Below are 15,507 nucleotides of genomic sequence, written 5' to 3' on the forward strand. Positions count from 1 at the left end.
ATTCATTCATCGCAAACTGGGATTCTTCCACAGAAGCGTCAAATTTACCTTGTCAATCATCGCACTTAGCAAACGGGAACCAAGCACCCACATTCCCGATTACTTGTATGTGGCAACATTATAATCGGTGAGATCGTGAAGCGCTCCCTCTTCGTCGGCATCAGTCTTATGGTTTTTTCAGCCGCGCTGGCAGAGCCTGCGGCCGCACAGTCGCGTTATGGCTATGGCGGCGGCGCGGTCCTCGTCGCCCCGGACGGAGCCATCCTCGATTACACCCCGAACAGCCGCGACGTGATCGTCAGCCGCGACAGCGCCGGCCGCCGCGTCTATATCGATCGTTATGGCAACATCCTTGCGACCGAAGTGCGGCAGGATGGCTACCAGCAGCGTAACGACCAGTATCCGCCGGCACCGCGGGGCTATGGCAACGGCAGCCAGGCGGATGCCTATCCCTCGACCTACAGCAATCGGGGCGGCTATCGCGACTATCGCCAGTACCGGCCGGAAGAACCCGGCGCCGTGACCGGTTCGATCGGCGGCCAGGTCACCCGCGCGCCGCTTGACGACCAGCAGCAACAGGACAGCGACCAGACCTATCCTCAGGAAGCGTCGCTTGAACCGAGCGCGCCCGCCACCGAAGCCATTCACTCGGCAAAGCCAGTGATTGCCGTCACCAAGAAGCCCCAGGCTGAAATCGTGGCACTGCAGGTCTTCCTCGATCGCGAGGGCATTTCCCCAGGCGTCATCGACGGCCATCTCGGCGACAACGTCAACAAGGCGGTCGCGGCCTGGCAGGAAATGACCGGCGAGACGCTCGACCCGAACAATTCCGAAGACATCATGCAGCGGCTTTCCTATTCCGGCGGGCTGCCATTCGTCGACTATACGATCACCGCAGCCGATGCCGCCGGCCCCTACGTCGCCTCGATCCCGGAAGACTACGCCCACAAGGCGGCGCTGCCGGCCATGGCCTTCACCTCGGTTACCGAAAAGCTCGCCGAACAGTTCCACATGGACGAGGGCTATCTGAAGTCGCTGAACCCGAATGTCGACTTCACCATTCCCGGCACCATCATCAAGGTCGTCAATCCCGGCGCACCGAAGACCGGTCAGGTGACCCGCATCGTCGCCGACAAGGGCCGCAAGCAGGTCTTCGCCTATGGCGCCGATGGCAACCTGATTGCCGCCTATCCGGCCACCATTGGCTCCTCGGACACGCCCTCCCCCTCCGGCACCCACACGGTCGAACGCGTTGCGCTCAATCCGGGCTATACCTACAATCCGAAGATCAACTTCACCCAGGGCAACAACACCCAGATCCTGCAGATCCCGCCGGGTCCGAACGGCCCGGTCGGCACCGTCTGGATCGCCCTGTCCAAACCCACTTACGGCATTCACGGCACGCCGGAGCCCTCCAAGATCGGCAAGACCAGCAGCCACGGCTGCGTGCGCCTGACCAACTGGGATGCGACCGAGCTCGCCAAGATGGTGAAGCCTGGCACCACGGTCGAATTCGTCGAATAGGACCAATCGCCGACGCGATACCCCGGAACGACAATGGCCGGCTTTCGCCGGCCATTTGCTTCATGAATGCTGCTGCGGCTCAAATGCCCCGGCCGAGCCCGATCAGCCGGGAAACCGCTGATCGCGTCACCTTCACCGGCATCAGGCGCAGCACTTCCGTCGCGTAGGCGCGGGCGTTCTCCTTGGCCTTGTCGAGATTGCTGACCTTGGCCGGATCCATCATATGCAGCGACCCGCCGGTCTCGAACAGTTCCTTGAATGCGTTGCGTTCGCCGATCGGTGTCGTCATCACGTTGACGCCCTTGGCGGCCAGCAGGCCCTTGATCGCCAAAAGGGCCTTCGTCGTGACCATTGAGGTCACGCGGGTAAGGACTACGGAATGGTCGATATCGAGCTTCGCCTTGTCCTTCATCGCCGCGAGCAGATCGAGGATCTGCGCCGCCCCCTTCGCGTCCATCGCCGACCCCTGGACCGGTATGAAGACATGATCGGATACGCCGAGCGCCGTCGTCACCAGCGCGTCTCGCGCACCGGCGAGATCGATGATGAAATAATCCGTCGAAGACGCCATTTCGCGCAGATGACATTGCAGCGAGGCGATCGAGACTTCGGATATGACCTCGATATTGCGGACCCTGCCCGAAATCTCCTGCCACTGGCTGATCCAGCGCTGCGGGTCGGCGTCGATAATGGTGATGCGAAAGCCCTGATGGGCAAGCTCGGTGGCAAGCAGCAGCGCGGCGGTGGTCTTGCCGGCCCCGCCCTTGGCATTGGCGAATGAAATTACGGGCATTGTCCGTCCTTGGAGGGCAATCTTGAGCCGCATCGCTCTTGCGGCACCGGGAGCATGGTGCCTGAAGCCGCATCCTCCCCAAACATGGTTAACCGAGATTTAAAGCGGCACCCATCGCGATAGCAACTGGGTCGTGTGCGGTACAGACGTTAGAAGAAAAAGGCGGCCATCCATGGACAGCCGCCTCTCACCACAGACAGGATTTACAGACAAGGCTCAGGCGAGCGAGGCCGCCTCCTTGTGCTGCATGGCGAATTCTTCCTCTGGCGACAGGATCAGCCGATGGCGTCCGACCAGCGCGAAATAGGCGATCGCCACCGCGAACCACACGACCACCCAGACGACACCCTTGAAGAAGTTCGGGTCCTGTACCTGATAGAGCAGCGTCACAACGGCGATAATGATCGTCAGCACCGCGCCGGGAACACCGAGCGGCGAACGGAACGGCCGTTCGATATTCGGCAGTTTCTTGCGCAGGATGATGAACGAGATCGCCTGCATGATATAGGAGAACATCGCCCCGAAGACCGCCATGTTGAGCAGCACGCTACCGATGATGCTGCCGCCCTCTTCCGCTCCAAGCGCAAACCAGATCACCAGCATGACGGCAAGCCCGACGACGGCACCGGCCACCATCGCCACGTAAGGCGTCTTGTAGGTCGAGTGGGTTATCGACAGCACCGTCGGAAAATAGCCGGCCCGCGACAGCGAATAAATCTGCCGTCCCTGCGCATAGAGGATCGTGTGGAAGCTGGCGATCAGCCCCGTCAGCGCGACAAGACCGAGAAGAACCACGCCGCCATCGCCATAGACCGCCTTGAAGCCATCGAGCAGCGGCTCGAGCGCCGAACCGAGATGGAAGGCGCCGACGCCCGGCAGCGACGGGTTGAGCAGGATGATCATGAAGGCCGACAGCATCAGAGTCGCCATCCCGAGAATGATGCCCTTCGGCATGTCACGCTTCGGATCGACCGATTCTTCCGCAGCCAGCGGCAGCTGCTCGATGGCGAGGAAAAGCCAGACTGCAAAGGGCAGCGTGGCCAGGACGCCGGACATGCCGAACGGGAAGAATTCACCGTGGCCCTCCGGCAGTTCGACGGCCGCGCCATCCGGCCCGACGCCGATATTGAGCGCCCAGCGCGAAAAGTCCATGTTGGGGATGGCGCTGATCCAGAAGAAGACCAGCACCGCAAGCGAGATGACCGTGATCACCAGTGTCACCTTGAACGACAGTTCAAGCCCGAACACGTTGAGAGCCAGGAAGATCGCATAGAACACGATCCAGATGATCGGCGAATAGACGGCATCCAGTCCCAGGATGGAATTGACATAGGCCGTGATGAAGGTGACGACGACGGCGGGCGTCAGCACATATTCGACGTTCTCGCAAAGCCCGGTCAGGAACCCGCCCCACGGTCCCATCGCCGTGCGGGCAAACGAATAGGCCGCTCCCGTGTGCGGCAATGCCGGGCTCATCTCGGCGATCGAGAAGGTCAGGCCGAGATACATGATGGCGATGATGGTGCCGGCTACCAGCATGCCGCCCCAGCCGCCCGTCGCAAAACCGAAATTCCAGCCCGAAAAATGGCCGGAGATGACAGCGCCAACGCCCAGCGCCCATAGCGACCACACCCCGGCATATCGGGAGAGGCCGCGCTTGTCGAAATAGGATGCGTCAGCCTTCTTGTAGCTGACACCGGCAGATGAACTTTCCATTCCCCTTCTCCTGCTCAAAGCAAAGGGCTCCGGCCCCAGCGGCCGGATGTGCCCATCGGATAGCCGGGCCCGATATTTCGGTGCCGGTACCGCACAGCTTTGACTGTTCCCCGGGGATCTTTTGTCGCACCGTGATCGGTGCACCATGCCGGACAGCCGCGATCCCTCGATCTGTCCGTTGCATTCCAGCCGCTCTTGATTGCCTGATAAATCAGAAAGGAGGCCTGATCAGAACGTGTTCTAAAATTTGAATAAATAGCGCAGGTAGAGAATTCTTCACTTTCGACGCGTCGTCAAACGAAAGTTTCAACTTCTCGTGACGCATTTGCGCCGCGACTGTTCCACCAGCGACAGCTCCTCCGGTTTATCCACAGCGAACCGCACACACTGGCGTGATCGCAATCAAAAAACGCTTTCACATCTGCAACTTATTGACCGAAAGTCTGCGCCGGGCCTGTCACATACTGTTCATCAAACGGCACTACCAGTTGCCGCCGACACGATAAACCTCAGGAGGACATCCGTGCTCAAGAACGCTCATCGCCTGCTCTCGCTGACGACCGCCGCCGTCGTCGCCTCCACCTCGTTCGCCTTTGCCGAGCCGAGCGCCGAACTGATCGCCGCCGCCAAGAAGGAAGGCTCGCTGACCACGATCGCCCTGCCCCACGACTGGTGCGGCTACGGCGACCTGATCGCCGGCTTCAAGGCCAAGTATGGTCTCGACGTCAACGAACTGAACCCGGATGCGGGCTCCGGCGACGAAGTCGAAGCCATCAAGGCCAACAAGGGTAATTCCGGCCCGCAGGCTCCCGACGTGATCGACGTCGGCCTCTCCTTCGGCCCCAAGGCCAAGGCCGAAGGCCTGCTGATGCCCTACAAGGTCTCCACCTGGGACTCGATCCCGGATACGGCCAAGGATGCCGACGGCGCCTTCTACGGCGACTATTACGGCGTTCTGTCCTTCGTCGTGAACACCGACATCGTCAAGAACGTCCCGAAGGACTGGGACGATCTGAAGAAGTCCGAATACGCCAACTCGGTCGCCTTCGCCGGTGACCCGCGCGTGTCCAACCAGGCCGTCCAGGCCGTCTACGCTTCAGGCGTCGCCTCGGGTGAAAAGGACGCCGAGAAGATCGGTGAGGCTGGCCTCTCCTTCTTCGCCGACGTCAACAAGGCAGGCAATTTCGTGCCGGTCATCGGCAAGTCCGCTTCGCTCGCCCAGGGCTCGACCCCGATCATCGTCGCCTGGGACTATAATGGTCTCGCATGGCGCGACACGCTGAAGGGCAACCCGCCGGTCGAAGTCGTCGTGCCGCAGAAGGGCGTCGTTGCCGGCGTCTACGTCCAGGCGATCTCCGCCTTCGCACCGCACCCGAACGCTGCCAAGCTCTGGATGGAATATCTCTATTCCGACGAAGGTCAGCTCGGCTGGCTGAAGGGCTATTGCCACCCGATCCGCTTCAACGACCTCTCCGCCAAGGGCAAGATCCCGAAGGACCTGCTCGACAAGCTGCCGCCGGCTGAAGGCTATACCAAGGCCGTCTTCCCGACGCTCGAAGAGCAGGACAAGGGTTCGAAGGTCATCACCACCAAGTGGGACCAGGTCGTCGGCGCCAACGTCAAGTAATCTCTGATCCAGCCCTTCCGCCATCGGCGGGAGGGCATCCCTCCTTCCGGCGGATGCTTTCATGACCACAGCCACCATGCCTTTGATCGATCGCCGCAAAGTCGTGGACTGGCTCGGCATCGCGCCGTTCATGATCTTCGCGCTGATGTTCCTGATCGCACCGACGCTTTATCTCGTCGTCGGAGCCTTCTTCACGCCGGATGGCCAGTTCACCTTCAAGAATATCGGCGACCTGTTCACCCCCACCATCCTGTCGGCCTACTGGATCTCGATAAGGGTCTCGTTCGCGTCTTCGGTCGGCGGCGCGCTGATCGGCTTCTTCCTTGCCTGGGCCATCGTGCTCGGCGGCCTGCCCGCCTGGATCCGCTCCGGCCTCCTGACCTTTTCCGGCGTCGCCTCGAATTTTGCCGGCGTACCGCTCGCCTTCGCCTTCATCGCCACGCTTGGCCGCACCGGCCTCGTCACCGTCTTCCTGCGCGACTGGTTCGGCTTCAATCTCTACTCGACCGGCTTCAACCTCCTGTCCTTCTTCGGCCTGACCATCACCTATATGTTCTTCCAGATCCCGCTGATGGTGCTGATCCTGACACCCGCACTCGACGGGCTGAAGCGGGAATGGCGCGAGGCGTCCGAAAGCCTCGGCGCTTCGGTCTGGCAATATTGGCGCATGGTGGCGATGCCGATCCTCTGGCCGAGCCTGCTCGGCACCTCGCTCCTCCTGTTCGCCAACGCCTTCGGCGCCATCGCCACGGCCTATGCGCTCACCGGCTCCTCGCTCAACATCGTGCCGATCCTGCTCTATGCCCAGATCCGCGGCGACGTGCTGCACAACGCCAATCTCGGCTATGCGCTGGCGCTCGGCATGATCGTCATCACCGGCATTTCCAACATTCTCTATATCTGGCTGCGCATGCGCGCCGAACGCTGGCAGAAGTGAGGGCGCGCGACATGAAGCTCACCAAAGTCTTCGCCTGGCTCGCCATCGCCATCGGCGTCATCTATTTCTTCGTGCCGCTGCTCGGCACGTTCGAATTCTCTCTGCGCATGCGCCGCGGCCAATATTCCTTCGATGCCTATGGCTCGGTCTTTTCCGATGCGCAGTTCCGGGAGACCTTCGGCTTCTCGATCATGATGGCGCTGTTCACCATCATCTTCGGCATGCTGCTGGTCGTGCCGACCGCCTACTGGGTCCGCCTTCGCCTGCCGCAGATGCGGCCCGTCGTCGAATTCGTCACCCTGATGCCGCTGGTCATCCCGGCCATCGTCGTCGTCTTCGGCTATCTTCGCCTCTACAATTCCTCGTCCTATATCCCATTCACCGGCTCGACCTTCGGCACCAACGTGCTGCTCGTCATGTCCTACATCACCCTGTCGCTGCCCTATATGTACCGTTCGGTCGATACCGCCATGCGCACCATCGACGTGCGCACCCTGACGGAGGCCGCCGAAATCCTCGGCGCCAAATGGCCGACCATCCTGTTCCGCTGCATTTTCCCCAATGTCATGTCGGGCGTTCTGTCGGGCGCCTTCATCACCTTTGCCATCGTCATGGGCGAGTTCACCATGGCGGCACTTTTGAACCGCCCGGCCTTCGGCCCCTATCTGCAGCTTGTCGGCGCTAACCGGGCCTATGAACCCTCCGCACTCGCCGTCATCGCCTTTGCCATGACCTGGCTATCCATGGGCCTCATCCAGATCGTCACCCGCCTCACCAAGATGACGCCGTCGCGCGCCTGAAGCCGCCCTCAAAGGAAATTCCGTCCATGTCCTTCCTCGTCCTCGACAGCATCAAGAAGAACTTCGGCGCGACCCAGGTCGTGAAGGATTTCCACATGTCGATCGAAAAGGGAGAATTCGTCTCCTTTCTCGGCCCGTCCGGCTGCGGCAAGACGACGATCTTGAGGATGATCGCCGGCTTCGAGACCCCGAGCGACGGCACGATCACCATCAACGGCCGCAACCAGTCGGGTCTGAAAACCAGCCAGCGCAATATCGGCATGGTCTTCCAGGCCTATGCGCTGTTCCCCAACATGACAGTCTTCGACAATGTCGCCTTCGGCCTCAAGGTCGCCGGCAAGCCGAAGAACGAGATCGAGGCACGGGTGAAGGAGATGCTGAAACTCATCCATCTCGACCATCTCGCCGATCGTTACCCCTACCAGATGTCCGGCGGCCAGCAGCAGCGCGTCGCGCTCGCCCGCGCGCTGGCGCCGAAGCCGCAGGTGCTTCTGCTCGACGAGCCGCTGTCTGCCCTCGACGCCAAGATCCGCGTGTCGCTGCGTGAGGAAATCCGCCTCATCCAGAAGCAGCTCGGCATCACCACCGTCTTCGTCACCCATGACCAGGAAGAGGCCCTGTCAATCTCCGACCGCATCGTCGTCATGAACGCAGGCCGCGCCGACCAGATCGGCACGCCGTCGGAAATCTACAACCGACCCGCCACCCGTTTCGTCGCCTCCTTCGTCGGCACGCTCAACATCATCGACGCCATCGTCGCCGATCCCGCAGCCAACACGGTGAAGATCGGCGATAACGTAATCGCCCTGCGCGAGCCGATCGGCGCCCTGAAGGGCGGCGACAAGGTCTCGGTCGCCCTGCGTCCCGAGGCGGGCTCGCTATCCGAAAGTGCGACCGGCGACACCGCGCTCACCGGCAAGGTCGTCGCCACCCACTTCCTCGGCTCCGTCATCCGCACCAAGATCGATGTCGGCGGCAACCATATCTCTTTCGACATGTTCAATGCCCCCGACAGGATCCTGCCGCAGCCGGACGAGACGGTGACGCTGCGTTTCAACGCCGGGGATCTTCTGCTCGTCAAGGAGTAAGGCCGGACCGACCGCAACCTTGCCCGCACCGCTGTTGCCCATCCGCACGGATTCCGCGACAAACGCCAGGATTGCATGGCCTTTCACCTTGAAATGCCGGCCGTAATGCCGCATTGCGGAAGAGCCGTTTTTGACGGCAAGACCTCCTATTGCACAGTCAGTTGAGTTCCATGTCCACGATCGCCTCTTCAGCGCCGCCCCGCCGCCTCACCGCGCAGGATTTCCGCACTCTCGGCCTTGCCGCCCTTGGCGGCGCGCTGGAGTTTTACGACTTCATCATCTTCGTGTTCTTTGCCGCCGTCATCGGCAAGCTGTTCTTCCCGCCGGACATGCCCGACTGGCTGGTGCTGATCCAGACCTTCGGCATCTTCGCCGCCGGCTATCTGGTGCGCCCGCTCGGCGGCATCGTGCTCGCCCATTTCGGCGACATGTTCGGCCGCAAGAAGGTCTTTGCCTTCTCGATCCTCCTGATGGCCCTTTCGACGCTCGGCATGGCCTTGATGCCGACCTATGCGACGATCGGCGTCGCCGCCCCGATCCTGCTGATCGTCATGCGCATCCTCCAGGGTGCGGCGATCGGCGGTGAAGTGCCCGGCGCCTGGACTTTCGTCGCCGAACACGTGCCGTTCCGCCGCGTCGGTTTTGCCTGCGGCTTCCTCTGCTCCGGCCTGACGCTCGGCATCCTGCTCGGCTCCTTCATCGCCACGATCGTCAACACCGTGTTCACGCCGGAAACCATCCATGACTGGGCCTGGCGCATTCCCTTCCTGCTCGGCGGCATATTCGGCCTTCTGGCCGTCTGGCTGCGACGCTGGCTGAAGGAAACCCCGATCTTCACCGAGATGCAGGCCAGCCGAAAGCTTGCTCCGGAACTGCCGCTGAAGACCGTGCTGCGCGACCACACCCGCGGCGTGATCATCTCGATCCTCCTGACCTGGATCCTCTCGGCCGGCATCGTCGTCACCACGCTGATGACCGCGACCTTCCTGCAGAAGCTCTATCACTACACCGCCCAGCAATCGCTGGCCGCAACAAGCTTCGGAACGCTGTTCCTGATCGTCGGCACGGCAACGGCGGGCGCCATCGTCGACCGCATCGGCTCGGGCCGTTTCTTCACTGCCGCCGGCATCGTCTTCGGCGCCGCCACCTGGGCCTTCTATAGCTACGCCTCGGTATCGATCGAGGTCGTCTTCGTCCTCTATGCGGTGATGGGCCTCGCCGTCGGCATGGTCGGCGCCGTGCCCTATGTCATGGTACGCGCCTTCCCGGCCCGCGTCCGCTTCTCGGGCCTCTCCTTCTCCTACAACATCTCCTACGCCATCTTCGGCGGCCTGACCCCGATCGCGGTCACCACCATGCTGCCGCTCAACCCGATGGCGCATGCCTGGTACCTGCTGTTCATCGCAGCGCTCACGACCGGCCTCGGCGTCTACCTCACCTTCCGCGGTGAAACGGTCGAATCCGAAGCCGGCATCGAGGAACTGACGGCGAGAATGGCCAAGGGGTGACTGGTTCCGTCATGCTCGGGCTTGTCCCGAGCATCTGCGACCGGCGCAGCACAACCGACCGCGCTGCAGATCCTCGGGACAAGCCCGAGGATGACGGAGAAAAACTCGCATAACAGTCAAAAATAAAGGCCGGAGAGAACATCTCTCCGGCTCTTTCTATTTTCTCTGACAGAGGGCAAACCTTACGCCGCGTCGTCCACCTTCGTAGCCGCCCCGCCCGGCACATAGTTCAGAACCGGACCGAGCCAGCGCTCGACCTCCTCGATCGCCATGCCCTTGCGGCGCGAATAATCCTCGACCTGGTCGCGCTCGACCTTGGCAACGCCGAAATAATAGCTGGCGGGATGGCCGATATAGAGGCCCGAGACCGACGAGCCCGGCCACATCGCATAGCTTTCCGTCAGTTCCACCCCGGTCGCCTTGGTCGCATCGAGCAGCGAAAACAGTGTCGCCTTCTCGGTATGATCGGGCTGCGCCGGATAACCGGGTGCCGGACGGATGCCGGCATATTCCTCGTGGATCAGCTCGTCATTCGTATAGGTCTCGTCGGCCGCATAGCCCCAGAACTCCTTGCGGACCCGCTGGTGCATGCGCTCGGCAAAGGCTTCGGCAAAGCGGTCGGCCAGCGCCTTGACGAGGATCGACGAATAATCGTCATTCGCACGCTCAAAACGCTCGGCAATCGCCACTTCCTCGATCCCGGCCGTGACGACGAAGCCCCCGACATAATCGCCCTTGCCGCTGTCGACCGGTGCCACAAAATCCGACAGCGCCACGTTGGGCCGCCCGTCACGCTTCGACAGCTGCTGACGCAGCGTATAGAAGGTTTCGAGCTCCTTCGACCGGCTTTCGTCGGTATAGAGCTTGATATCGTCACCGATGGCATTGGCCGGCCAGAAGCCGATCACCGCCCGCGGCCGGAACCATTTCTCCGCAATGATCTTTGCAAGCATCGCCTGCGCATCGGCCCAGAGCTGGCGTGCCGCCTCGCCCTGCTTCTCGTCTTCGAGGATGGCCGGATAGCGACCCTTCAATTCCCAGGTCTGGAAGAACGGCGTCCAGTCGATATACTGTGCCAGCTCTTCGAGATCATAGGTTTCGAACACCTTGGTGCCGATAAACTGCGGCTTGACCGGCGCGTAAGCGGCCCAGTCCACCTTTTCCGCATTGGCGCGGGCACGCGCGATCGGCAGGCGCTGCTTCTCGGCCTCGGCCTTGGCGTGGGCTGCCGCCACCTTGGCATATTCGCCCCGAACACCATCGACATAACCGCCCTTCTGCTCTTTCGACAGAAGCTGCGACACGACACCGACGGCGCGCGACGCATCCGTCACATAGACCGCCTGTCCCTTTTCGTAGCGCGGATGGATTTTCACCGCCGTATGGACACGGCTCGTCGTCGCACCACCGATCAGAAGCGGGATATCAAAACCCTGCCGCTCCATTTCGGATGCCACATGCACCATCTCGTCCAGCGACGGGGTGATCAGGCCGGAAAGCCCGATGATATCGACATTTTCCGCCACAGCCGTCTCGAGGATCTTCGTTGCCGGCACCATCACGCCGAGATCGATGATCTCGTAATTGTTGCAGGCGAGCACGACGCCGACGATGTTCTTGCCGATATCGTGGACATCGCCCTTCACCGTCGCCATCAGCACCTTGCCGGCCGACTTGCGCTCGTCGCCGCCATTGAGGCGCTTTTCTTCCTCCATATAAGGCAGAAGCACGGCGACCGCCTGCTTCATCACGCGGGCGGATTTCACCACCTGCGGCAGGAACATCTTGCCGGACCCGAAGAGGTCGCCGACCACGTTCATGCCGGCCATCAGCGGGCCTTCGATGACATGCAGCGGACGCTCCGCTTTCTGCCGGGCCTCTTCCGTATCGGCCTCGATATAGTCGGTAATGCCGTTCACCAGCGCATGCGACAGCCGCTCCTCGACCGGCCTTTCACGCCAGGCGAGATCCTGCACCTTGGCTTCCCTACCCGGTCCACCGCGGAATTTCTCCGCCACTTCAAGCAGCCGCTCGGTGCCGTCCGCACGGCGGTTCAGCACCACGTCCTCGCAGGCCTCGCGCAGTTCCGGATCGATCTGGTCGTAGACCGCAAGCTGCCCGGCATTGACGATGCCCATGTCCATCCCCGCCTGGATGGCGTGGTAGAGGAACACGGCATGCATTGCCTCACGCACCGGCTCGTTGCCGCGGAAGGAGAAGGACAGGTTGGAGACGCCGCCGGAAATATGCACGAGCGGCATCGTCTTGCGGATCGTCCGCGTCGCCTCGATGAAGTCGACACCGTAATTGTTGTGCTCCTCGATGCCGGTCGCCACAGCAAACACGTTCGGGTCGAAGATAATGTCTTCCGGCGGGAAACCAACCTGCTCGGTCAGGATCTTGTAGGCGCGCGCGCAGATCTCGACCTTGCGCTCATAGCTGTCCGCCTGGCCCTTCTCGTCGAAGGCCATGACGACGACAGCCGCGCCGTAATTGCGCACCGTCCTCGCATGATCGAGAAACTTCTCCTCGCCTTCCTTCAGCGAGATCGAGTTGACGATCGCCTTGCCCTGCACGCATTTCAGGCCCGCCTCGATGATCTCGAACTTCGAGCTATCGATCATGACCGGCACGCGGGCGATATCCGGCTCGGCGGCGATCAGGTTCAAAAACTCGACCATCGCCTTTTCCGAATCGATCAGGCCCTCGTCCATATTGATGTCGATCACCTGCGCACCGTTTTCCACCTGGTCGCGGGCAACGGCGAGTGCAGCCGTATAATCGGCATTGGTGATCAGCTTGCGGAACCTCGCCGAACCGGTGACGTTGGTGCGCTCGCCCACGTTGACGAAGGGAATATCCTTGGTCAGCACGAAGGGTTCGAGGCCGGACAGCGACATGAACGGCACATGCTCGGGAAGCGCGCGCGGCTTGTATTTCGATACGGCCTCGGCGATCGCGCGGATATGATCCGGCGTCGAGCCGCAGCAGCCGCCGACCACGTTGACGAGGCCTTCGCGGGCAAAGCCCTCGACCTGCCGCGCCATGATCTCCGGCGTTTCGTCATACTGGCCGAATTCATTGGGCAGGCCGGCATTCGGATAGGCGCAGATGAACGTGTCGGACACCGCCGACAGTTCCTGCAGATGCGGCCGCATCGCGTCGGCGCCGAGCGCACAGTTGAGGCCGATGGTGAACGGATGGGCGTGCGACACCGAGTTCCAGAAGGCGGACGGCGTCTGGCCCGACAGCGTGCGGCCGGAAAGGTCGGTGATCGTGCCGGAGATCATCACCGGCAGGGTGACGCCCTTTGCCGCAAAACGTTCCTCGCAGGCAAAGATCGCGGCCTTGGCGTTCAGCGTATCGAAAATCGTCTCGATCAGGATGATGTCGGCGCCGCCATCGATCAACCCGTCGATCTGTTCGCTATAGGCGATCTTCAGGTCGTCGAAGGAGACGGCGCGGTAACCGGGGTTGTTGACGTCCGGCGAAATCGAGGCCGTCCGGTTGGTCGGGCCGATGGCACCGGCAACGAAGCGGCGGCGACCGTCTTCCTTCTCGGCACGGATCGCCGCACGGCGGGCAAGCCGCGCACCGTCGCGGTTCAGGTCGTAGACCGCGCCTTCCATCTCGTAGTCGGCCTGCGCGATGCGCGTCGATGAAAACGTGTTGGTTTCGAGAATATCGGCACCGGCCATCGCATAGCGATAGTGGATATCCTCGATCGCCTGGGGCTGGGTGAGGATCAGAAGGTCGTTATTGCCCTGCTGGTGACAGGCGCAGCCGATGAAGCGCTCGCCGCGAAAATGGTCCTCGTTGAAACCGAGGCCCTGGATCTGGGTTCCCATCGCGCCGTCGATGACGAGAATGCGCTCGCTGGCAGCTTTCTTGAGGGCGTCAAGAATTTCCGCGCCGTCGCGGCGAGCACCTTCGGGACCGAACAGTTCATCGAACAAGGCAAACACTCCTGATAGAGATCAAGGCAACATTTCATAATCATATAAAGATGCCTTTATGTGAAGTCCAGCGCAGACGGCGCAATTACTCTCGGATTTGTCGCAGCGATTCGCCTGTTGAATTATTCATGACAGCTATGGCCGCCATCACTATAGCCTCTAAGTAAAGCACTGACTCACAAGGGAGAAGAGAATGAGCGAAGCCGGTCAGCCATCGAAATTCTGGAGCGAGCTTCCCTATCATCGGCGCTGGCTTCTTGGCCAGGCGGAAGGCCTGATGGATTTCTTCCAGTATCGCGCCATCAATCCCAAGGGCGGCTTCTACGATCTGGATGACGAGGGCCGCCCGCTGCCCGGCAACAACCCGGTGCGCGGCATCCATGCCTCCGCCCGCATGGTCCACTGCTTCTCGATCGCCTACATGCTGGGTCGTCCGGGCGCAGGCGATCTCATCGACCACGGCATGAATTTCCTCTGGAATGGCCATCGTGACGAAAAGCACGGCGGTTACGTCTGGTCGATGAACGACGACGGCCCGGCCGATACCAACAAGCAGGGTTATGGCCACGCCTTCGTGCTGCTCGCCGCCTCTTCCGCCAAGGTGATCGGCCATCCGCTCGCCGACAGGATGCTCGCCGATATCACCGAGGTCCTCGAAACCCGCTTCTGGGAGAAACAACACGGCGCCATCGCCGAGGAATTCACCGCGGACTGGGGCCCGATCGACGGCGGCAGCTATCGCGGCCAGAATTCCAACATGCACCTCACCGAAGCGCTGATGGCAGCCTTCGAGGCGACCGGCGAACAGCATTATCTCGACAAGGCGGAATCGATCGCCGACCTCCTCATCCGCCGCCTTGCCGGTTCGACAGGCTTCCGCGTCGGCGAGCATTTCGACGTCAACTGGATCCTCAACAAGGATTATTACCACCCCGACGAGATGTTCCGCCCCGCCGGCACCACGCCCGGCCATGCGCTGGAATGGGCCCGCCTGACGCTGCAGCTCTGGGTACTTGGCGGCAAAAAGCATGCCTGGATGCCGGATGCGGCGAAGAACCTGTTCATCCAGGCCATGTCACTGGGTTGGGACAAGGAGAAGGGCGGCTTCTTCTACACGCTCGACTGGGATGACAAGCCCGCCAAGACCAACAAGCTCTGGTGGCCGATGTGCGAGGCGGCGGGCGCTGCCCACTATATCAACCAGCACCTGCCCCGCGATCCGTTCTTCGAGGACAGCTACCGGCTGATCTGGAGCACCATCGCCAACCGCTTCATCGACCACAGACATGGCGGCTGGCACGAGGAACTGACGGAGGACCTCGCCCCCGCCCACACGCTCTTCCCCGGCAAGGGCGATATCTACCACGCCTTCCAGGCCTGCCTCATCCCGCTCTATCCGGCAGACGGCAGCCTGACCAAGATGATTGGCGAGGCGGAAGGCAATATCTGACTGGAGAACGAAGCACGCCTTGCTCTCTCCCTCATTCCTGTGCTTGTCACAGGAATCCAGCCAGCCCAAGTCCTTGGGCTGGAAAGACTTCGGTTTCAGAAGCCCTGT

Annotated in this window: 10 protein-coding genes; 7 read left to right on the forward strand and 3 right to left on the reverse strand. The window is 61.6% G+C overall.

All coding sequences use genetic code 11. The features are described 5' to 3' along the window. The first annotated feature begins 135 nt into the window (after positions 1 to 135). Complete coding sequence (locus NCHU2750_RS10960) at positions 136 to 1,524, forward strand: L,D-transpeptidase (protein WP_502703788.1); 1,389 nt, start codon at positions 136 to 138, stop codon at positions 1,522 to 1,524. A gap of 79 nt (positions 1,525 to 1,603) precedes the next feature. On the opposite strand, the gene NCHU2750_RS10965 is transcribed toward NCHU2750_RS10960, so the two are convergent. Together NCHU2750_RS10965 and NCHU2750_RS10970 are read right to left on the reverse strand one after the other, a co-directional pair. Continuing rightward, positions 1,604 to 2,317 carry an AAA family ATPase gene (locus tag NCHU2750_RS10965; RefSeq protein ID WP_119943223.1) on the reverse strand — a complete coding sequence of 238 codons (714 nt, stop codon included), beginning with the start codon at positions 2,315 to 2,317 and terminating at the stop codon, positions 1,604 to 1,606. A gap of 216 nt (positions 2,318 to 2,533) precedes the next feature. After that, complete coding sequence (locus NCHU2750_RS10970) at positions 2,534 to 4,033, reverse strand: amino acid permease (RefSeq protein WP_119940477.1); 1,500 nt, start codon at positions 4,031 to 4,033, stop codon at positions 2,534 to 2,536. 523 nt (positions 4,034 to 4,556) lie between these two features. Here NCHU2750_RS10970 and NCHU2750_RS10975 point away from each other — a divergent pair. The 5 genes from NCHU2750_RS10975 (at position 4,557) to NCHU2750_RS10995 (ending at position 9,993) form a co-directional block, all read left to right on the forward strand. Further along, the gene (locus NCHU2750_RS10975; protein WP_119940478.1) at positions 4,557 to 5,660 is read left to right on the forward strand and encodes an ABC transporter substrate-binding protein; all 1,104 of its coding nucleotides are present in this window, start codon (positions 4,557 to 4,559) and stop codon (positions 5,658 to 5,660) included. 61 nt (positions 5,661 to 5,721) lie between these two features. After that, a complete protein-coding gene (locus NCHU2750_RS10980; RefSeq protein ID WP_119940480.1) occupies positions 5,722 to 6,597 on the forward strand; it encodes an ABC transporter permease in 876 nt (291 codons plus the stop codon). Positions 6,598 to 6,608: 11 nt separating this feature from the next. Further along, complete coding sequence (locus tag NCHU2750_RS10985; RefSeq protein WP_119940482.1) at positions 6,609 to 7,397, forward strand: ABC transporter permease; 789 nt, start codon at positions 6,609 to 6,611, stop codon at positions 7,395 to 7,397. A 26-nt stretch (positions 7,398 to 7,423) separates the two neighbouring features. Next, positions 7,424 to 8,485, forward strand: coding sequence for an ABC transporter ATP-binding protein (locus NCHU2750_RS10990; RefSeq protein ID WP_119940484.1), 1,062 nt, complete (start codon positions 7,424 to 7,426; stop codon positions 8,483 to 8,485). Positions 8,486 to 8,655: 170 nt separating this feature from the next. Then, the gene (locus tag NCHU2750_RS10995) at positions 8,656 to 9,993 is read left to right on the forward strand and encodes an MFS transporter (RefSeq protein ID WP_119940485.1); all 1,338 of its coding nucleotides are present in this window, start codon (positions 8,656 to 8,658) and stop codon (positions 9,991 to 9,993) included. Between the two features lie 182 nt (positions 9,994 to 10,175). Here the strand turns inward: NCHU2750_RS10995 and metH are convergent, their stop codons facing one another. After that, positions 10,176 to 13,949, reverse strand: coding sequence for a methionine synthase (metH, locus tag NCHU2750_RS11000; protein WP_119943225.1), 3,774 nt, complete (start codon positions 13,947 to 13,949; stop codon positions 10,176 to 10,178). Between the two features lie 193 nt (positions 13,950 to 14,142). On the opposite strand from metH, the gene NCHU2750_RS11005 reads away from it, so the two are divergent. Beyond that, complete coding sequence (locus NCHU2750_RS11005) at positions 14,143 to 15,399, forward strand: AGE family epimerase/isomerase (protein ID WP_119940487.1); 1,257 nt, start codon at positions 14,143 to 14,145, stop codon at positions 15,397 to 15,399. The last annotated feature ends 108 nt before the right edge of the window (positions 15,400 to 15,507 follow it).

It is taken from the genome of Neorhizobium sp. NCHU2750, from assembly GCF_003597675.1.
In the GTDB taxonomy this organism is placed as follows: Bacteria; Pseudomonadota; Alphaproteobacteria; order Rhizobiales; family Rhizobiaceae; genus Neorhizobium.

What these genes read in the sequence shown, in the direction of transcription:
- NCHU2750_RS10965 (WP_119943223.1), bottom strand. Translation starts at nt 2,317, where the DNA reads ATGCCCGTAATTTCATTCGCCAATGCCAAGGGCGGGGCCGGCAAGACC.
- NCHU2750_RS10970 (WP_119940477.1), bottom strand. Translation starts at nt 4,033, where the DNA reads ATGGAAAGTTCATCTGCCGGTGTCAGCTACAAGAAGGCTGACGCATCC.
- NCHU2750_RS10980 (WP_119940480.1), top strand. Translation starts at nt 5,722, where the DNA reads ATGACCACAGCCACCATGCCTTTGATCGATCGCCGCAAAGTCGTGGAC.
- NCHU2750_RS10985 (WP_119940482.1), top strand. Translation starts at nt 6,609, where the DNA reads ATGAAGCTCACCAAAGTCTTCGCCTGGCTCGCCATCGCCATCGGCGTC.
- NCHU2750_RS10990 (WP_119940484.1), top strand. Translation starts at nt 7,424, where the DNA reads ATGTCCTTCCTCGTCCTCGACAGCATCAAGAAGAACTTCGGCGCGACC.
- NCHU2750_RS10995 (WP_119940485.1), top strand. Translation starts at nt 8,656, where the DNA reads ATGTCCACGATCGCCTCTTCAGCGCCGCCCCGCCGCCTCACCGCGCAG.
- NCHU2750_RS11005 (WP_119940487.1), top strand. Translation starts at nt 14,143, where the DNA reads ATGAGCGAAGCCGGTCAGCCATCGAAATTCTGGAGCGAGCTTCCCTAT.